Origin of the sequence: Burkholderia sp. ABCPW 11 (assembly GCF_001523445.1) — a bacterium.
GTDB lineage: Bacteria > Pseudomonadota > Gammaproteobacteria > Burkholderiales > Burkholderiaceae > Burkholderia.
Window position 1 is genome coordinate 1 of sequence record NZ_LOVM01000095.1, and the last position, 18,200, is coordinate 18,200.

12 protein-coding genes and 1 pseudogene are annotated in these 18,200 nt (G+C 66.7%); 9 read left to right on the plus strand and 4 right to left on the minus strand.

The genetic code is table 11. The features are described from left to right. The 3 genes and pseudogenes from WS61_RS31010 to WS61_RS31020 all read left to right on the plus strand — a co-directional run. A pseudogene (locus WS61_RS31010) lies at positions 1-192 on the plus strand (ferritin-like domain-containing protein); the annotation flags it as partial. Between the two features lie 616 nt (positions 193-808). Beyond that, a complete protein-coding gene (locus WS61_RS31015; RefSeq protein ID WP_059506322.1) occupies positions 809-1,801 on the plus strand; it encodes a LysR substrate-binding domain-containing protein in 993 nt (330 codons plus the stop codon). A gap of 147 nt (positions 1,802-1,948) precedes the next feature. Beyond that, entirely contained in the window at positions 1,949-2,773 is an 825-nt protein-coding gene (locus WS61_RS31020; RefSeq protein ID WP_059506344.1) for an alpha/beta fold hydrolase, read from the plus strand. A gap of 53 nt (positions 2,774-2,826) precedes the next feature. On the opposite strand, the gene proP is transcribed toward WS61_RS31020, so the two are convergent. Beyond that, complete coding sequence (gene proP, locus WS61_RS31025; RefSeq protein ID WP_059506324.1) at positions 2,827-4,296, minus strand: glycine betaine/L-proline transporter ProP; 1,470 nt, start codon at positions 4,294-4,296, stop codon at positions 2,827-2,829. A 287-nt stretch (positions 4,297-4,583) separates the two neighbouring features. Continuing rightward, positions 4,584-5,612: a DNA topoisomerase IB gene (locus WS61_RS31030; RefSeq protein WP_059506326.1), complete on the minus strand. Its 1,029-nt coding sequence runs from the start codon at positions 5,610-5,612 to the stop codon at positions 4,584-4,586. Positions 5,613-5,987: 375 nt separating this feature from the next. Here WS61_RS31030 and WS61_RS31035 point away from each other — a divergent pair, with 375 nt between their 5' ends. From WS61_RS31035 to yjfF, 4 genes are read left to right on the plus strand one after another with little or no spacing between them, the layout of a single operon-like run. Next, positions 5,988-6,950 (plus strand): ABC transporter substrate-binding protein, encoded by a 963-nt coding sequence (locus WS61_RS31035; RefSeq protein WP_059506329.1) that lies wholly within the window; start codon positions 5,988-5,990, stop codon positions 6,948-6,950. A gap of 60 nt (positions 6,951-7,010) precedes the next feature. Beyond that, on the plus strand, positions 7,011-8,525 hold the full coding sequence (locus tag WS61_RS31040; RefSeq protein WP_059506337.1) for a sugar ABC transporter ATP-binding protein: 1,515 nt from the start codon (positions 7,011-7,013) through the stop codon (positions 8,523-8,525). After that, positions 8,522-9,565: an ABC transporter permease gene (locus WS61_RS31045; RefSeq protein ID WP_059506339.1), complete on the plus strand. Its 1,044-nt coding sequence runs from the start codon at positions 8,522-8,524 to the stop codon at positions 9,563-9,565. Before WS61_RS31040 ends, WS61_RS31045 begins: the two co-directional genes overlap by 4 nt. Further along, complete coding sequence (yjfF, locus tag WS61_RS31050) at positions 9,562-10,647, plus strand: galactofuranose ABC transporter, permease protein YjfF (RefSeq protein WP_034208984.1); 1,086 nt, start codon at positions 9,562-9,564, stop codon at positions 10,645-10,647. The genes WS61_RS31045 and yjfF overlap by 4 nt, the downstream gene beginning before the upstream one ends. Positions 10,648-10,681: 34 nt before the next feature. On the opposite strand, the gene WS61_RS31055 is transcribed toward yjfF, so the two are convergent. After that, entirely contained in the window at positions 10,682-13,024 is a 2,343-nt protein-coding gene (locus WS61_RS31055; protein WP_059506341.1) for a sensor histidine kinase, read from the minus strand. Beyond that, a complete protein-coding gene (locus WS61_RS31060) occupies positions 13,017-13,850 on the minus strand; it encodes a response regulator (protein ID WP_059506342.1) in 834 nt (277 codons plus the stop codon). The genes WS61_RS31055 and WS61_RS31060 overlap by 8 nt, the downstream gene beginning before the upstream one ends. Before the next feature lie 24 nt (positions 13,851-13,874). On the opposite strand from WS61_RS31060, the gene WS61_RS35100 reads away from it, so the two are divergent. After that, entirely contained in the window at positions 13,875-14,126 is a 252-nt protein-coding gene (locus WS61_RS35100) for a hypothetical protein (RefSeq protein ID WP_157692797.1), read from the plus strand. Positions 14,127-15,318: 1,192 nt separating this feature from the next. Further along, positions 15,319-18,200, plus strand: a 2,882-nt coding sequence (locus WS61_RS35105) for an ESPR-type extended signal peptide-containing protein (protein WP_257127387.1), incomplete at its 3' end; no start/stop codon positions are given.

Consider the following 18,200-nt stretch of genomic DNA (forward strand, 5'->3'; position numbering starts at 1 on the left):
GATCCGGAATGGCTCGAGCGCTGGCTCGACGAGCAGATCCGTTTCGACGGCGAGTGGGAGAAGAAGGTCGTCGAGCGGATCCTGCACAACCTGTCGATCCTGTTCGAGCGCACGTTCGCGACCGCGCAGGAGCTGAACCGCTACCGTCGCGAAGTGACGGCGCGGGTCAATGGCGCGGTGGACAACCCGTAGCGGATCGACACATCCGGCTGTCGCGGTGCAGGCCGGATTCCGGCCGACATGTGAACGCCCTCTACGCCGACCGGCGCTGCCGGCCGGCGGATTATTCATTTCCGGAAATAATCGCTTCATCAGTTTCTGAAATCGGATGGTGAGCTGGAATTTCATGTGTTTAGTATTTGTTAATAAACATCGGATTCCGGATTTAATTGAATTTTTTGTGTCTGTTGCAGGCAATTTGTCTTTCGCAATCCGGAAAACAAAATGGAAAAGTCGGCAAATTGAAATTGAATCGTAGGCTTCGGGTTTCGTCTCCGTCTATACGGAGAAACCGCTGCGATGGCAGCGAATTTGGCGGAAAATCGGCTCTTTTTGCGAGAATTTATCGAACCTGTCGAGCCCTCGATTAGTTCGCATATTAATTTACAAAATCACAACCGGATAATGTTAATGTAAGCGTAGTGGTGCGATGAAAATCGATAGATAAATACAAGTGTCACGATTGAAAATAAGAATGATATGTATCCATGCTTCAATATAAAATCGTTTCCGAATCCAAATAGGAGAGACGAGTCAGGGAGACGAACGGCAACTTGCCTGTCGATGGGTGCAACTTTGAGGCGGCGGTATGGCTAATGTGAGATTGGCAAAGCGATTGAGAAGTCTGCCTTCGCTGGATTTCCTGAGAGGCTTCGAATGCGCGGCGCGCCATTTGAGCTTCACGCGTGCGGGGCAGGAATTGAACGTCACGCAATCGGCCGTGAGTCGGCAGGTCAAGGCGCTCGAAGAGCAGCTCCGGATCGAGCTTTTCCATCGGCACATTCGTTCGTTGACGCTGACCGACAAGGGGCGCGAGCTGTACGACGCGATCTCGTTCGCGTTGTCCGACCTGGAATCGGTGGTCGGCAAGCTGTCGTCGAGTGTCGGCCAGCGCGCCATCTCGTTGTCGACCACCGTCTCGTTCGCCGCGCTGTGGCTGATTCCGCGTCTCGGTTCGTTCCGCGCCAGCTATCCGGACATCGACGTGCGCGTGTCCGCAACGAGCGAAATTGAAGATCTTAAACGCAAACGTTTGCACCTGGCCGTGCGCTATGCAGGCCCGTATACGTCGACCGACGAGACGGACGTGCTGTTTCGCGAGCGTGTCGTGGCGGTGTGCAGCCCGAGCCTGATGACGGCGGCGGGCGACGCCGCGTCGATGAAGCCGGCCGACCTCGACAAGCACGTGCTGCTGCATCTCGACGACCCGCGCGGCGAATGGCCGTGGCACGGATGGAGCCATTTGCTGAAGGAACTCGGCGTGCCGCGGCTGCGGCCGGCCGGCGCGCTGCACTTCAGCCAGTACGATCAACTGGTCCAGGCCGCGGTCGACGGGCACGGCATCGCAATCGGAAGGCGGCCGCTGGTCGACGGGCTGTTGAAGCAGGGGCGGCTCGTCGAGCTGTTCCCGCACTGCACCGTTGCATCGGGCAGCTACGTACTCGTGCAGAACCCCGATGCGTGCAACGAATTCGACATCGCGGTGCTGACCAACTGGCTGCTCGAACAAGCGTGTCACCCGCTCGCGACGGAGCAGGACACCGCCGACAGCAACGTGGTGCCGATGTATCGCGTGGGATAACGCGGCGCCGCGATAGCGTCGTGCGCGGTGTCATGCGCGGCACCTGCAACCTGTGCGATGATGCGCCGCTTCGCGTTCGTCGCAGAACGCCGCCAACCGCGGCGCCCGTTTCCGGGCCACCGCCGAGTCCTGACATTCGGAGACAGCATGCCCGCACACAGCATCCAGCGCAGTACCCTGCATTACCACGATCACGGCGCCGGTTTTCCGGTGCTGCTCGGGCACAGCTATCTGTGGGACGCGACGATGTGGGCGCCGCAGCTCGACGCGCTGTCGCGCAAGTATCGCGTGATCGTGCCGGACCTGTGGGGGCATGGCGAATCGGGCGCGCTGCCGGACGGCACGCACACGCTCGACGATCTCGCCGCGCACGCGAGCGCGCTGCTCGACGCGCTGGACATCGAACAGTGCGCGATCGTCGGGCTCAGCGTCGGCGGCATGTGGGGCGCACGGCTCGCGTTGCGCGAGCCGCGGCGCGTGCGTTCGCTCGTGATCATGGACGCGTCGCTCGAGGCCGAGCCCGATGCGACGCGCATGCGCTATTTCGGGATGCTCGATGCGATCGAGGCCGCGGGCCGCATCGCGCCGCCGCTGCTCGACGCGATCGTGCCGCTGTTCTTCCGGCCGGATGTCAACCTCGACGATCCGGTGCCGACGGCGTTTCGCCATGCGCTCGCGAACCTGCCCGCCGACCGGCTGCGGCAATCGATCGCGCCGCTCGGCCGGCTGATCTTCGGCCGGCCCGACACGCTGCCGGCACTCGCCGAACTCGATGCCGCACGCACGCTGCTGATGTGCGGCGCGGGCGACATGGCGCGCCCGCCGTCGGAAACCGTGAAGATGGCGAGCGTGATCGGCTGCGCGCATGCGCTGGTGCCCGACGCCGGCCATATCTCGAACCTGGAGAATCCTGCGTTCGTCACGCGCACGCTGCTCGACTGGTTCGACGCGCAGCAACTGCCGTCGAACTGACGGTCACGCGAACGGCGACGCACGCGGGCCGCGCGGCGCCGCATCGACCCGCGTCATGCGCGCTCGCTGACCGGCGTGAACTTCCGGTCGCGCACACGCGCTTCGTCGGCACCGCCGCGCACGAGGCTCAGCGCTTCCGCGCGGCTCGCCACGCACGGCCCGGAGCCGGGCAGCGGCCGGCGCGCGGTCTCGCGCAACGCGAGCACCGACACGATGCCGATGAACGACGCGCCCATCAGGTAGTACGCGGGCATCATCAGGTCGCCGGTGCGATCGACCAACCATGCGGCGACGAGCGGCGTCGTGCCGCCGAACAGCGACACCGACACGTTGAAGCCGATCGCGAGCGCGCCGTAGCGGATGCGCGTCGGGAAGAGGGCAGGCAGCGCCGACGGCATCACGCCCGTGAACGTCGACAGCAGGATGCCGTAGATCAGCATCCCGCCGAAGATCGGCAGCATGCCGCCGGTGCGGATCAGCATCAGCGCCGGCACCGACAGCGCGAGCAGGCCCACGCAGCCGGCCATCATCACCGGCTTGCGGCCGACCTTGTCCGACAGGTGCCCGGTGTACAGCGTCATCGGCATCATCAGCACCATCACGAGCAGCACCATGAAGAGCCCGTGCGATTCGCGAACGTGCAGCGCCGCGGACAGGTAGCTCGGCAGGTACGACAGCGCCATGTAGTCGGTCACGTTGAAGATCAGCACCAGGCCGACGCATTGCAGCAGCGGCTTCCACTGTTCGACGAGCAGCGTCGCGAAGCGCTGCTTCGGCCGCGCGCGTTCGTCCGCTTCGCGTGCTTCGGCCTCCTTCCTGAATGCCGGGGTTTCCTCGAGCTTGAGCCGCACGTAGAGGCCCACGAGGCCGAGCGGGCCGGCGATGAAGAACGGCACGCGCCAGCCCCACGACAGCAGCGCGTCCTGCGACAGCGTGGCGGTCAACAGCGCGACCGTGGCGGCGCCGAGCGTATAGCCGATCAGCGTGCCGAATTCGAGGAAGCTGCCCATGAAGCCGCGGCGCTTGTCGGTGGAGAACTCGGCGATGAAGGTGGCGGCGCCGCCGTACTCGCCGCCGGTGGAGAAGCCCTGCACCAGGCGGGCGACGAGCAGCAGCACGGGCGCCATGATGCCGATGGACGCGTAGCTCGGGATCAGGCCGATCGCGAAGGTGCCGACGGCCATCATGATCATCGTGGCGGCGAGCACGCGCTGACGGCCGATGCGGTCGCCGAGCGGGCCGAAGACCATGCCGCCGAGCGGGCGCACGAGGAACGCGGCCGCGAACGTGCCGAAGGTGGCGAGCAACTGCGCGGACGGGCTGCTGGACGGGAAGAACACCTTGCCGAGCGTGACGGCGATATAGCTGTAGACGCCGAAGTCGAACCATTCCATCGCATTGCCGAACGCCATCGCGCCGACCGCGCGCTTGAGGACGGCAGGGTCGACGATCGTGATGTCGTCCAGCTTGACGGACTTGCGCGAAGGCCGGGCTTTCGCGGGGTGCGCTTGCGACGGGCTCAATGAACTCTCCTGGAATTGCCTTGGCAACCGGCCGGCGGGAATGCGGCGAGGTCGTGCGGACCGACGGACAGCGAAGGCGGATGTCTCGGGGATGCCTCGATGCCGGTGGCGTGACGCGCGCGGCGGACGACACCGGGCAGGTGTGTTGTGCGAACCAGTTTAGAGAAACGGGCGCGAGCGGCTATCGGTCATGCGCCCGGAAACCGGTGGTAAACGACACGCCCGGGGGAGCGGCGCCAATGGCGCCCCGCCGGGCGGAGGCGCGGCGTGGATGGTCATCTCGCCATTCATTTCGCCATTCGCCGGCGCGCGGATACCAGCAATGCGACGAACGCCGCTTCATCCGCCCGCAGGCCACGCGGCGTACGCCGGACCGAGAGCGCGGCGAGCGTGCCCGCCTCGAATGCGTCGAGCACGGCCGGGTGGATGTAGCAGCGCCGGCACACGGCCGGCGTGTTGCGCAGCAGGTCGGCCACCGCGCGCACGGTCTCGACGATCTGCTTGCGGGCATGCGTGACACCGCGGTGCTCCACGCGCCGCAGCAATGCGAGCGCGTGCACGCTGCCGGCCCAGGTCCGGTAGTCCTTTGCGGTGAAATCGGCGCCGCCGGCCTCGCGCAGGTAGTCGTTCACGTCGGACGACCCGACCGGATGGCGTGCGCCGTCGTCGTCCACATACTGGAACAACTCGTGACCGGGCAGCTCCGCGCAACGCCGCACGATGCGCGCGACCCGCGCGTCGTCGACCGTCACGTCGTGCTCGATCCCGCTCTTGCCGGCGAAGCGCAGCCGCACCTGGCCAGGCTGGATCTTCAGATGGCGCTTGCGCAGCGTCGTCAGCCCGTACGAGCCGTTTTCGCGCGCATATTCCGCGTTGCCGATCCGCGCGAGCGTCGTGTCGAGCAAGCGGACGATCGTCGCCACGACCTTGTCGCGCGGCATGCCCGGCAACGCCAGATCGCGCGCGACGCGCGCGCGGATGCGCGGCAGCGCCCGCGCGAACGCGGCCATCCGCGCGTACTTGTTCGCATCGCGGGTCGCGCGCCACTGCGGATGATAACGATACTGCTTGCGGCCGCGCGCGTCGCGGCCCGTTGCCTGCAGATGGCCGAGCGGGTCCATGCAAATCCAGACGTCGGTGTACGCGGGCGGAATCGCAAGCGCGTCGATGCGGGCGATTTCGTCGGGATCGCGAACCCGCGCACCGTCCGGCCCGTAATACGCAAAGCCGTGGCGAAGCCGCCGGCGCGTGTAGCCGGGGCGACGGTCGTCGACATGGCGCAGCGCCGCGATAGCGCTCGAAGCGGGCTGCTTCATGTCGCGAGGCGCCGGCCGGCGGCGACGTCGGTGCGCGGCGACCCGCGCTCACGGGCGGCGATCATGTGTGTCTCCTTTGGGTTCGCGTGATGGGCGGGAGCCTGGCATGGGGTGCGAACCGCCATTGCGGCGAGCAAGAACCGTGCGCCGTGCCGCACGGCCGATCCGGCGGGTTAGGTGTTTATACGTATGTCGATTCCGGCATCGCCTCAATCCAATATTTCATTGGAAGGTTATCGGACTTGTTCCTAGACTGATGCGGGGCTCGTATACCGCGCCGACCGGACACACCGGCCGGCACAGCCCGATCCGCGCCAGCGCCACGCAGAAACACAACAGCGCCGCGGCACACAACGACATCATCGGAGACGGACCATGACATTCATCAGGAAGCTGGCGGCCACCGCGATCGTCGCGGCGACGGCGGCGTTGGCCACCGGCGCGCACGCGCAGCAAAAGCCGATCACGCTCGGGTTCTCGCAGGTCGGCGCCGAAAGCGCATGGCGCACCGCGAACACCGTGTCGGTGAAGAGCGCGGCGAAGGACGCCGGCATCAACCTGAAGTTTTCCGACGCGCAGCAGAAGCAGGAGAACCAGATTCGCGCGATCCGCTCGTTCATCGCGCAGAAGGTCGACGTGATCGCGTTCTCGCCGGTCGTCGAATCGGGCTGGGAGCCCGTGCTGACCGAGGCGAAGGCCGCGCATATTCCGGTGATCCTGACCGACCGCGCGGTCGACGTGAAGGACCCGTCGCTGTACGTGACGATGATCGGCTCCGACTTCCTCGAGGAAGGGCGGCGCGCCGGCCACTGGATGGAAGAGCGTTACAAGAACGACGCGGGCCCGATCAACATCGTCGAGCTGCAGGGCACGGTCGGCTCCGCGCCGGCCAACGATCGCCGCGCAGGCCTGCTCGAAGTGATCAAGAACAACCCGAAATTCAAGGTGATCGCGTCGCAGAGCGGCGACTTCACGCTCGCCGGCGGCAAGCAGGTGATGGAAGCGTTCGCGAAGACCTACGGCAAGCAGATCAACGTCGTCTACGCGCACAACGACGACATGGCGCTCGGCGCGATCCAGGCGATGGAAGAGGCCGGGATCAAGCCCGGCAAGGACGTGAGCGTCGTGTCGTTCGACGCGACCAAGGGCGGCTTCCAGGCGATGATCGCGGGCAAGATCAACGTCGACGTCGAATGCAGCCCGCTGCTCGGCCCGCAACTGATGAGCGCGGTGAAGGACGTCGTCGCCGGCAAGCAGTTGCCCAAGCGCATCGTGACCAACGAGACGGTGTTCCCGATGAACGTCGCGGCACAGGTGCTGCCGACCCGGAAGTACTGACCTGTGCGCACGGGCGGCGGCCTGTCGGCCACCGTCCGGCGACGCTTCGACGGAGGATGCATGGAGAGTGCGCCGGTGGTCGAGATGATCGGCATCGACAAGTCGTTTCCGGGCGTCAGCGCGCTGCAGCGCGTGGACTTCCGGCTGTTTCCGGGCGAGATCCACGCGCTGATGGGCCAGAACGGCGCGGGCAAGTCGACGCTGATCAACGTGCTCACCGGCGTGCATGCGCACGATGCGGGCGAGATTCGCGTCGGCGGCCGGCCCGTGCGCTTTGCCGCGCCGCGCGAGGCCGAGGCGGCCGGCATTCAGACGCTGTATCAGGAAGTGAACCTGTGCGCGAACCTGTCGGTCGCCGAGAACATCTTCGCGGGCCGGCAGCCGATGCGGCGCGGCGCGATCGACTGGAACACGATCCATGCGCGCGCGCGGGCGGCGCTCGCCGAACTCGACCTGTCGCTCGACGTCACGCGCTCGCTCGACGCGTATCCGATCGCGGTGCAGCAGATGGTCGCGATCGCGCGTGCGGTGTCGGTCGACGCTCGCGTGCTGATTCTCGACGAGCCGACCTCGAGCCTCGATGACGGCGAGGTCGCGCGGCTGTTCGACGTGTTGCGCCGGCTGAAGGCGTCGGGCATCGCGATCCTGTTCGTCACGCATTTTCTCGAGCAGACCTATGCGGTGTCCGACCGGATCACCGTGATGCGCAACGGCGAGCGCGAAGGCGAGTACCTTGCGCGCGACCTGCCGGTCGACGCGCTGGTCGCGAAGATGACCGGCCGCGAGCGCATGTCCGACACGCTGCAGGCCGGCGCCGCGGCGGTCGAGCGTACCGCCGCGGCCGCCGCGCCGTTCCTGTCGATGCAGCGGGTCGGCCGGCGCGGGATGATGAGCGCGCTCGATCTCGACGTGCGCCCCGGCGAGATCGTCGGGCTGGCCGGGCTGCTCGGCTCGGGCCGCACCGAAACGGCGCAGCTGGCGTTCGCCGCGGCGCGCCCGGATACCGGCGCGATCGAGATCGACGGCGCGCGCAAGCGGCTCGCGTCGCCGCACGATGCGGTGCGCAACGGCATCGCGTATTGCCCGGAAGACCGCAAGAAGGAGGGCATCGTCGCCGCGCTGTCGATCCGCGAGAACATCGTCCTCGCGCTGCAGGCGCGGCGCGGCTGGTGGCGGCTGATCGGGCGGGCACGGCAGCGCGAGATCGCCGACACGTATATCGCCCGGCTCGGCATCAAGGCGCGCGACGCGGAGCAGCCGATCGGGCTGCTGTCGGGCGGCAACCAGCAGAAGGTGCTGCTCGCGCGCTGGCTCGCGACGGACCCGAAGCTGCTGATTCTCGACGAGCCGACGCGCGGCATCGACGTCGCCGCGAAGTTCGACATCATGGAGCGCGTGCTCGCGCTGTGCGCGCAGGGGCTCGCGATCCTGTTCATCTCGTCGGAGATCGGCGAGGTCGTGCGCGTGAGCCACCGGATCGCGGTGCTGCGCGACCGGCGCAAGGTCGCAGAGCTGACCGGCGCCGACGCATCCGAAGAGCAGGTTTACCGGTTGATCGCGGGAGGCCAGTCATGACGTGGCTACGCATGCTGTTTCGTCATTCGCTCGCGTGGCCGGTGCTGACGCTCGCGCTGCTGTTCGCACTGGACGTCGCGCATCGTCCCGGCTTCCTGTCCATCGCGCTGCTCGACGGCCATTTGTTCGGCGCGCCGATCGACATCCTGAACCGCGCGGCGCCGCTCGTGATCGTGTCGCTCGGGATGACGCTCGTGATCGCGACGCGCGGGATCGACATCTCGGTCGGCGCGATCGTCGCGATCGCCGGCGCGGCGGCCGCGACCGTGCTCGAGGCGGACCCGTCGCGGGTCGGCGCGGCGCTGGCCGCCGCGCTCGGCGTCGGGCTGCTGGCCGGTGCGTGGAACGGGCTGCTCGTCGCGTTCGTCGGGATGCAGCCGATCATCGCGACGCTGATCCTGATGGTGGCCGGGCGCGGCGTCGCGCAACTGCTGACGGGCGGCCAGATCATCCCGATCGGCGCGCCGGGCTACCTCGCGCTCGGCGGCGGCTATCTCGCGACCGTGCCGTGCGCGGTATGGATCGCGCTCGCGACGATCGGCGCGACCGCGCTGCTGGTGAACCGCACGGCGCTCGGGCTGTTCATTCGCGCGATCGGCGTGAACCCGGTCGCGACGCGGCTCGTCGGGCTGCGCTCGGGCGCGGTCGTGTTCGGCGTGTATCTGTGCTCGGGCGTGATGTCGGCGCTTGCGGGCATCCTCGCGAGCTCGAACGTGCGCAGCGCCGACGGCAACAACGCGGGGCTGCTGCTCGAACTCGACGCGATCCTCGCGGTCACGCTCGGCGGCACGTCGCTGCTCGGCGGCCGCTTCAGTCTCGCCGGCTCGGTGCTCGGCGCGCTGATCATCCAGACGCTCACCTACACGACCTATTCGATCGGCGTGCCGCCGGAGGCGACGCTCGTCGTCAAGGCGGTCGTCGTGATCGTCGTGACGCTGATCCAGTCGGACGCGGCGCGTGCGCTGCTCGTCCGGTACGCGTCGCGGCTGCTGCCTTCCGCGCGATCGCGCGCCACCACCACCGGAGCAACGCCGCGATGAACCGTTTCCTTGGCCGGCTCGCCGATCCGCGCACGCTGCCGATCGTCGTGACGATCGTGCTGTTCGTCGCGCTGTTCGGCTTCGGATCCGTGATGTACACGGGCTTTTTCTCGATGCAGGTGCTGACCGGGCTGCTCGTCGACAATGCCTTCCTGCTGATCGTCGCGATCGGGATGACGTTCGTGATCGTGTCGGGCGGCATCGACCTGTCGGTCGGCTCAGTCGTTGCGCTGACAACGATCTTCTGCGCGGTCGGCGCCGAACGGCTGCACTGGCCCGTGTGGGCGATCGTGCCGCTCGCGCTCGCGTTCGGCGCGCTGTACGGCGCGGCGATGGGCGCGCTGATCCACTATTTCCGGTTGCAGCCGTTCATCGTCACGCTCGCCGGGATGTTTCTCGCGCGCGGCGCGTGCTTCCTGATCACGACGCAGTCGATCACGATCAACGAGCCGGCGTTCCATGCGATTGCGGGCATCAGCGTGCCGGTCGGCGGCGGCACGCTGAGCGCCGGTGCACTGATCGCGCTCGCGACGCTGGCCGTCGCGATCTACGTCGCGCATTTCACGCGCTTCGGCCGCAACGTCTATGCGGTCGGCGGCAACGAACGCTCGGCGCTGCTGATGGGCTTGCCGGTCGCGCGCACGAAGATCGGCGTCTACGCGTTGAGCGGCTTCTGTTCGGCCCTCGGCGGCGTGGTGTTCACGCTGTACGTGCTGTCGGGCTACGGGCTGCAGGCGCAGGGAATGGAGCTCGACGCGATCGCCGCGACCGTGATCGGCGGTACGCTGCTGACGGGCGGCGTGGGCTACGTGATCGGCTCGGTGTTCGGGGTCGGCATCCTCGGCACGATCCAGGTGCTGATCACGTTCGACGGCACGCTGAGTTCCTGGTGGACGCGGATCGTGATCGGCGCGCTGCTGTGCGTGTTCTGCGTGCTGCAGCGGGTCATCGAGCGGCACGCGGCGCGGCGCCGCACCGGCGGCACGGGGCTCGGCGCGCAGCGGCCGACGCACGCCGCCCCCGCGCGGCCGGCGCCACCCGAAGAAGACATCGCGCTGGTATCGACGATGCGGCGCTCGTAGCGGGACGTGCGGCGGAACGATGTGCGCGGCGCCGTCAGGCCGTGCCGGCCGCGTCCGCCTCGGTGTCGAACGGCGTATCGGCGACGCGCATGCGTTTCAGCGAGCCGGCCAGTTTTTCGATCGCGTGCAGGTCCAGCGCATCGAGGTGCTCGCGCATTTCCTGCACGAACGGCGCATGGTCCGGCTCGTCCGCATACTGGCCGAGCCATTCCTCGATATCGGTCAGCCGGCCTTCGCCGGCGAGCGCGATCAGCTCGGCGAGCGCGTCGGCGGGCGGGCTGCGCATCGCGGGCGCGGCGCTGGCCGGTTCCGCTTCGTCGGCGGGATGAAACCGCCTGACGAGCCCCGACACCGGCACGAGCGCATGACCGAGGGCTGGCGCGTCGACGGCGAACGAGAACGTCGTGCCGCTTCCCGGCTGGCTCGCGACGGACAGCTCGCCGCCCATCACGGCGACGATGCGCTGCGCGATGAACAGGCCGAGCCCGGTGCCGCCGTTCACCGCCTGCACCTGCTGGTACGCGCGGAAGATGTCGGTGGTCGCAGTGATGTCGATGCCGATGCCCGTATCGGCGACCTCGAACAGCAGGCGCCATGCATCGCCTTCGCGCGACGCGTGAACCGACAGCGTGACCGTGCCGTTGCGCGTGAATTTCGATGCGTTGGACAGCAGGTTCAGCAGCACCTGTTGCAGCCGGATGCCGTCGATCAGCACCGTGCGCGGCAACGGCGTGACCGGCTGATAGACGAACCGGTTGTCCTGCTGCGAACACAGCGCGAGCGCGTAGTGGCCGATGTCGTCCAGCAGCCCCGGCAGGTCGGTGCGGTCGGGCGCGACGCCGAGCGGCTGGAGTTCGGCCTTCGTGAACGCGAGCAATTCGTCGATCAGCGCGAGCTGGTAGCGGATGCTGCGGTCGATCGACCGGATCAGCCGCGCCTGGCTGCGCGTCGCGCCTTGCAGCAGCAGCTTCGCATAGCCGTTGATCGTCGACAGCGGCGCGCGCAGATCGTGGCTGACGTAGCCGAGCGTCTCGATCTTCTGCTGCATGTGCGTTTTCGACTGCTGCAACGCATCGTTGAGCGCAACCGTGCGCCGCGCGACCTCGTCGCGCAGCCGATCCTGCTCGGTGAGCTGCCAGTGTTCGAGCCGCTTGCGTGCCTCGGTGCGCTGACGGCCCACGTGGTGAATCCACGCGGCCAGCACCAGCAGGTGCGTCGCGAGCCCGATGATCGCGATGACGGGGTTCGGATAGACGTCGGACCGGATCCACGACAGCACGGGCGGCAATGCATCGCGGCCGTCGAGCATGCGGATCAGCATGTTGAACGTCGCGAACGCGACCGCGATCAGCATCACGCGGGCCGTCGGCGTGCGCCGGATCGCGAGCATCAACGCCAGGCTGATGTTCACGATCGCGAGCACGGTGTTCAGCCACAGGCAGAACCACGCGAAGGTCGCCAGATCGCCGAACGCCGCACCGGCTATCCCCGCGCATTCGAGCGCGAGAAACACCACGTACACCGCGCGCATCGGCATCTTCGCCTTCTCGCGATGCGCGACCATCAGGATGAAGACGATGAAGCAGGCGACCGACAGATACGCGAAGATCGTTTCGCCTCGCGTCGACCACTCGCGCGCGCCGGGCGACAGGAGCATCGCGAGATAGCCGCGGTATGCCGCTTCGAACAGCGCGGTGTTGAGGGCCAGTGTGGCCAGCACGTGGAACACCCCGCTGCGCGAGAAAAAGCCGATCAGCAGCGCGCACCAGACGAGCGCGAGCAGCCCGCCGAAGAATCCGAAGTTCCACATCGACGCGTGCAACTCCTGCGCGATCCACGCGTCGCGGGTGAACGCGACCGGCGCAAGGCGCATTTCCTTGCGCGATGTGATGCGGATCAGCACGGGAAGCTGTTCGCCCGCGCGCAGCGTGACCTCGAGGGTCGGGTAGCGCGACGGCGCGTCGTGCGCGTCGCCGCGATCGGTCGGGAAGCTGCGCTCGAGCATCCATTGGCCGTGCCGGTCGACGTAGAAATCGGCCCGGTCGACGCGCGCATCGCGAATCGCCAGCACCAGCGGGCGCGTGTCGCCGTCGCGGTTGATCAGCGTCGCGCGGACCCACCAGGCCGAGCGCGAAAACGTCACGTTGAATGCAGTGCGGGCCGTGGCGGCTGCGTGACGCGACGGCTCGGCGAGCCGGGCGGCGACCTCGTCGACGGACAGCGTCGTGCCGGCGTCTTCGAAAACCGATACGGCTTCGAGTTGTGCAGGATTCGGCGTCGTTGCGGCGCTCGCCGTCGCGCACGTGACGGCCAGCGCCGCCAGAAGCAGGAGCAACGTGCAACATTCCGCCGCCCATGCCGCGCAGTGCCTACGCATCGCCGTGGCGCCCCCCCGGTGCGGCCGGCGCGTCGACCGCGTGGCGCTGGCGCCGCCAGTCGGACGGCGTGATGCCGAAGCGTTCGCGGAACGCCGTCGCGAAATTGCCGGGGGTGGAAAAGCCGATTTCCTCCGCGATGTCGCCGATCCCCATCGACGTTTCCGACAGGAAATGCATCGCGGCGCGCAGCCGCGTGTCGCGCAGGTACTCGAATACGGTCTGGCCGAGATGGTCGCGGAACGCGCGCGACAGCCGTTTTTCGTGCGTGCCGACCTGCTTCGCGAGATCCTCGAGGGCCGGCGGATGGCGCAGGTCGCGCAACAGCACGTCGCTTGCCGCGCGCACGAGCGCCGCGTCGCGGTTGTCGGGCAATTCGGGCAGGTGCGCGAATGGCTGGCTGCGTCGCACGCGCTTCAGGTGATTGCGGATTCGCGCGATGACTTCCGCCGGTTCGAACGGCTTGACGATGTAGTCGATCGCCCCCGTTTCGAGCCCCGCGATGCGATCCTCGAGATCGCCGGCGGCCGTCAGGATGATCACCGGAATGGATTGCGTCGACGGGGTGGACGCCAGCAGCCGGCTCGCGGCGAAACCGTCCATGCGCGGCATGCGGACGTCCATCAGGATCAGATCGGGCGCGATGGCCTGCGCACGATGATAGGCCTGCAGCCCGTCGAACGCGACGCTGATCCGGCACTGCGCGGTGCGCAGGATTTCGGTCAGGAGCCGCAGGTCGTTCGGGCGGTCGTCGACGATGAGAACATGGGCGCCGGCGAGATCCGGCGTGGTGCGTGGCGACGCCGAACTGGACAAGCGGGATGACATGGTTGCGAACGCGTTGGAAGGGGAGTGGCCTGTCAGGTCGGAGGCATCGCAATCTGTACGATTGTTGCAAAAAATTATATGTCGACAACAGCGTCGAAGGTGGGATTTCGTGTGGCGCGTGTGGGCTTGTCGCATGGGCATCGCAGGGGCGCGGCGGTGTGGCCCGCTTTCCCGGAAAATGAATCGGAAAAATGTGCCGAATCTATTCGTAAAATTACGGTCGTTATTTCCGGTTTAATGATTTCATGGGTGAAAATGGCCCGTCTGATGAATTGACGCTTGCGGTGTCGAAATTCGCTGGAGGCCGCGTAAATCGAATTATCCGATTCATTGTCGCTCGACTGAATTCGACGTAATGCCGGTGGGTATTCATGTTTACGGAAAAATCGGATTTCCTGCAAATATGTATGAATGTAAATGCTGTCCGCTACGGAAAAGTATTTTTCCGCTACGGAAAAGGTTTGTTTGGACAAATGTCGGCACACTAGCCCCAGCGCGGCTGGAATCGGTTCTTTGGACGCTTCCTGCTGCCATCGAAATGGCGGTCGCCGCTGCATCTTCGGGCAGCCAATATCCAATGTCACATTGAATAATGGTATTCCCGGATAATGAGAAGGTGGTTGCAAAAGAATAACGGGCACGAGGGTAATGAAGGCGTCATAATTCGCGGAATTTTTAGATATACAAGATGCGCCGTGAAATGACGAGATGGGGCTGGTTGGTGAGGCATCGGGCGAGGAAAATCGTCAGGCAAATTCGATCGATTAATTCGATGCCGGGGTCGTTCGGCGAGTGGCGGTTTTTTCCGGAAATCCGGAAAAAAACCGTTGCCGGCCGGACGGAAAGGGGTGAGTGACTTCGCGTGCGCCGCCGGGCGTCTGATCGATCCGGAGGCCGCGCGTGGTGCTCTATCGAATCAGGCGGATACGAAAAATATGAATACGACAAGCATGGCAGGTCGGGGTGTCGGGTCGATCGATCCGGTGCCGGCTGTCAGCGTCAGCGATCCGGCGGCGCATGCCGCAAACCCGGGGACAGGATGGCGCCTTTCGCCGCCTGAATGAAAGACGACGGGCCGCCCGCGATGCGGGCCGGCGTCCGTCCGTTCCGCGTCCGAGCGACGCTTTTCCGAATGAGATTCGAAGTCGCCCTTCGGCGGGTGCGACGGGGTGCGCGCGTGCGGATTCGCGACGCGTCGTGCGCCATGTCGCCGCCGGGCAGGCGATGTCGACTTCCGTGAATCGATAACCGGCTATCGCCATCGCGCATCGTGCCAACGGGCATGCGCGGCGAATCGATCGTGCACTCGCGATGGGTGTCGAGCAACGCTGTTCGTAGTTTTTATTAGTAATGCGAAGTGAGAAGCGGGGGCATCGCGAAGCAGACGAAAGCGGAGAGGGTCCGCGTTTCGCCTGACGCCGCGTTCGCCGTTGCGTCATCCAGCACATGAGAACCGAGGGAACACAAGATGAACAAGTCGTTCAAGTCGATCTGGAACGAAGCATTGGGAGCCTGGGTTGCGGCTTCGGAGCTTGACCGGGCACGCGGCAAGCGGGTGGCGTCGTCGCGGCGCACGGCGGCGCATGCCGCGAGCGCGAGCGGCTCGACGCGTGCGGGCATGCCTTCGCCGCGGCGGCTGGCCATGCTGATGGCGTCCGCATATCTCGCGTTGTTCCATGTGGGCGCACATGCGCAGTACGCACCGGATGGCGGTACCGCGTCGGGCGGCGTGACGGCGATCTCGATCGGCCTCGGTTCGACCGCCGCGCAACAGAATTCCACCGCGGTGGGCAACCTGTCGACGGCGCAGGGCTTGTCGGCCACGGCGCTCGGCCCGGGTGCGCATGCGATGGCCGACGGTTCGACGGCCGTCGGCATCAACTCGCAAGCGAACGGTGTCAACAGCGTGGCGATGGGCGTGCAGGCAATCGGCTCGGGTCCCTATGCGGTCGCGATCGGCAACCTGTCGAGCGCGACCCAAAGCGGCGCGGTCGCGATGGGCAGCGGCGCCGCGGCGACCGGCGTTTCCGCCGTCGGGTTGGGCAACAACGCGCTGGCGTCCGGCCAGTACGCGGCGGCAATGGGGCTCGGTGCCAGTGCGGCGGGCGCGCAGAGCGTCTCGCTCGGCTATGCGTCGCATGCCACGGACACGGGCTCGGTCGCACTCGGCAACCAGGCGACCAGTTCGGGCGCGGCAGGCGTGGCCGTCGGCAGCGGGGCGCTGGCGACCGGTAATTCCGGCGTCGCGATGGGCGTCAACAGCGGCGCGAAGGGCACCTCGTCGATTGCGATCGGCTGGGGCGGCACCGCGGGCGTGCCCGGCTCGGGCACGCAGTCGCTCGGCACGAGCTCGATCGCGATGGGCTCGAACACGAGTGCCGGCGCGGACAATGCGCTGGCATTCGGCCTGAACGCCAATGCGTCGGGTCTCAGTTCGATCGCGACGGGCGTGCAGGCGACCGCGACGCAGCAGTTCGCGACCGCGCTCGGCAATCTGGCGCTGGCGACCGGCGTTTCCTCCAGCGCGCTGGGGCCCGGCGCGACGGCGTCGGCGACGAATGCGACGGCGATCGGCATCAACAGCGTCGCGGCTGCCGGCTCGACCGTCGCGATCGGCGATTCCAACTCGGTCGCCGCAACCGCCGGTGCGGGTTCGATCGCAGGCGGCAACGCGTCGAAGGTGCTCGGCGGCACGGGCGCCGTCGCGCTCGGCTTCGGCCAGACCGTGAGCGGCAACGGCGCGGTCGCGATCGGCGATCCGAGCAGCGCGATCGGCACCGGCGCGGTCACGATGGGTTCGAACAACACCGCGAACGGCGACGGCGCGGTGGCGATCGGCAATACCAACAACGCGCAGGGCACGGGTTCGCTGGCGCTCGGCAATACGTCGACCGCAGCGGCGGCGGGGGCGGTCGCGTTCGGCGCATCGGCCGTGGCCAACAACGCAAACGATGTCGCGCTCGGCTCGGGATCGACGACGGCCGCGCCGAATCCGACGGCCAGCGCGGTCATCGGCGGCGTCACGTACAACTTCAACGGCATCAACCCGACCAGCGTGGTCAGCGTCGGCAAAGCGGGCAGCGAGCGCCAGATCACCAACGTCGCGGCCGGGCGCATCGATTCGTCGAGCACGGACGCGATCAACGGGTCGCAACTCGCAGCGACGAACACGGCACTCGATTCGCTGTCCACGTCGACGGCGTCGAGCATCACGTCGCTGTCGACCGGGGTTTCGTCGTTGTCGACGGGCCTCAGTTCGACCAATAGCGCGGTGACGTCGTTGTCGACTTCGACGTCGACCGGCATCAGTTCGCTGTCTACCGGTCTCAGCTCGACCAACAGCACGGTGACGTCGTTGTCGACTTCGACGTCGACCGGCATCGGTTCCCTATCGACCGGCCTGAGCTCGACCGACAGCACGGTCACGTCGCTGTCGACGTCCACGTCGACGGGCCTGTCGTCAGCCAATAGTTCGATCGCGTCGCTGTCCACGTCGACCTCGACGGGTATCGGTTCGTTGTCCACGGGGCTCAGCTCGACCGACAGCACGGTGACGTCGCTGTCGACTTCCACATCGACGGGTCTGTCGTCGGCCAATAGTTCGATCGCGTCGCTGTCCACGTCGACGTCCACGGGCATCGGTTCGCTGTCCACTGGCCTCAGTTCGACCAATAGCGCGGTGACGTCGTTGTCCACGTCGACCTCGACGGTCGTCGGTTCGCTGTCCACCGGCCTGAGCTCGACCAACAGCACGGTGACGTCGTTGTCCACGTCGACCTCGACGGGTATCAGTTCGCTGTCCACTGGCCTCAGTTCGACCAACAGCACGGTGACATCGTTGTCCACGTCGACCTCGACGGGCATCAGCTCGCTGTCCACCGGCCTGAGCGCGACGAACAGCAACCTGACGTCGCTGTCCACGTCGACATCGACCGTCGTCGGCTCGTTGTCCACCGGCCTGAGCGCGACGAACAGCAACCTGACGTCGCTGTCCACGTCGACGTCGACCGTCGTCGGCTCGCTGTCCACCGGCTTGAGCTCGACCAACAGCTCGATTACGTCGCTGTCCACGTCGACCTCGACGATCGTCGGTTCGCTCTCCACCGGCCTGAGCTCGACGAACAGCAACCTGACCTCGCTGTCGACCGCCACGTCGACCGGCATGAGCTCGCTGTCGACGGGCTTGAGCTCGATCACGAACAACAACACGAACCTGGGCAACAGCACGGCCGGCGCGATCGGCGGCGGCGCTACCTACGATCCGACCACCGGGGCGATCTCGGCGCCGTCGTACGTGACGTACAACAGCGACGGTTCGACCACGATCAACAACAACGTCGGCTCGGCGAT

Bases quoted from the DNA above. Each gene is read 5' to 3' on its own strand.
- WS61_RS31015 (WP_059506322.1), top strand. From the start codon at position 809: ATGGCTAATGTGAGATTGGCAAAGCGATTGAGAAGTCTGCCTTCGCTG.
- WS61_RS31020 (WP_059506344.1), top strand. From the start codon at position 1,949: ATGCCCGCACACAGCATCCAGCGCAGTACCCTGCATTACCACGATCAC.
- WS61_RS31030 (WP_059506326.1), bottom strand. From the start codon at position 5,612: ATGAAGCAGCCCGCTTCGAGCGCTATCGCGGCGCTGCGCCATGTCGAC.
- WS61_RS31035 (WP_059506329.1), top strand. From the start codon at position 5,988: ATGACATTCATCAGGAAGCTGGCGGCCACCGCGATCGTCGCGGCGACG.
- WS61_RS31040 (WP_059506337.1), top strand. From the start codon at position 7,011: ATGGAGAGTGCGCCGGTGGTCGAGATGATCGGCATCGACAAGTCGTTT.
- WS61_RS31045 (WP_059506339.1), top strand. From the start codon at position 8,522: ATGACGTGGCTACGCATGCTGTTTCGTCATTCGCTCGCGTGGCCGGTG.
- yjfF (WP_034208984.1), top strand. From the start codon at position 9,562: ATGAACCGTTTCCTTGGCCGGCTCGCCGATCCGCGCACGCTGCCGATC.
- WS61_RS31055 (WP_059506341.1), bottom strand. From the start codon at position 13,024: ATGCGTAGGCACTGCGCGGCATGGGCGGCGGAATGTTGCACGTTGCTC.
- WS61_RS31060 (WP_059506342.1), bottom strand. From the start codon at position 13,850: ATGTCATCCCGCTTGTCCAGTTCGGCGTCGCCACGCACCACGCCGGAT.